Annotated in this window: 1 protein-coding gene; it reads right to left on the minus strand. The window is 64.4% G+C overall.

The features are described from left to right. On the minus strand, positions 1-489 hold a 489-nt coding region (locus tag CO669_RS34760; RefSeq protein WP_198964424.1), incomplete at its 3' end, for an Hpt domain-containing protein. Between the last annotated feature and the right edge of the window lie 2 nt (positions 490-491).

A 491-nucleotide genomic window follows, 5' to 3' on the forward strand; every position in this document is an offset into this window, starting at 1 on the left:
TTCTTTTGCGGGAGCGGCAGCCGGGGCTTCCGGCGCCAGCGGCGGGGCCTCAGTGACGGGAGCGGCGCTACCAGCAGCCGGCATCGGCTGCGCCGAGCCTGACATCGCCGCCATGCCCTGCTCGACCATCGCTTCGAGCTGATCGATCAGGTCGCGGTCGTTGCCCTCGGGCTCGGCTTCGGTCGCTTCGAGGCCGGCCAGGATCTCCTTGATGCGGTCGATCGAGGACAGGATCACCGTCACCGCTTCGGCCTTCACCGGCATGCCGTCGCGGAATTTGCCCATCAGCGTCTCGCCGGCATGCGCCAGCGCTTCGAGGCGCGGCAGTCCGAGGAAGCCGCAAGTGCCCTTGATGGTGTGGACCAGGCGGAAGATGTTGTCCAAAATCTTGGCGTTGTTCGGCTCCTGCTCGAACTTCACCAATTGATTGTCGACGGTGTCCAGGCTCTCGCTGGTCTCCGTCAAAAACTCCCGCAACAGATCATCCATGA

Origin of the sequence: Bradyrhizobium sp. Y36, assembly GCF_002531575.1 — a bacterium.
Taxonomy (GTDB): Bacteria; Pseudomonadota; Alphaproteobacteria; order Rhizobiales; family Xanthobacteraceae; genus Bradyrhizobium.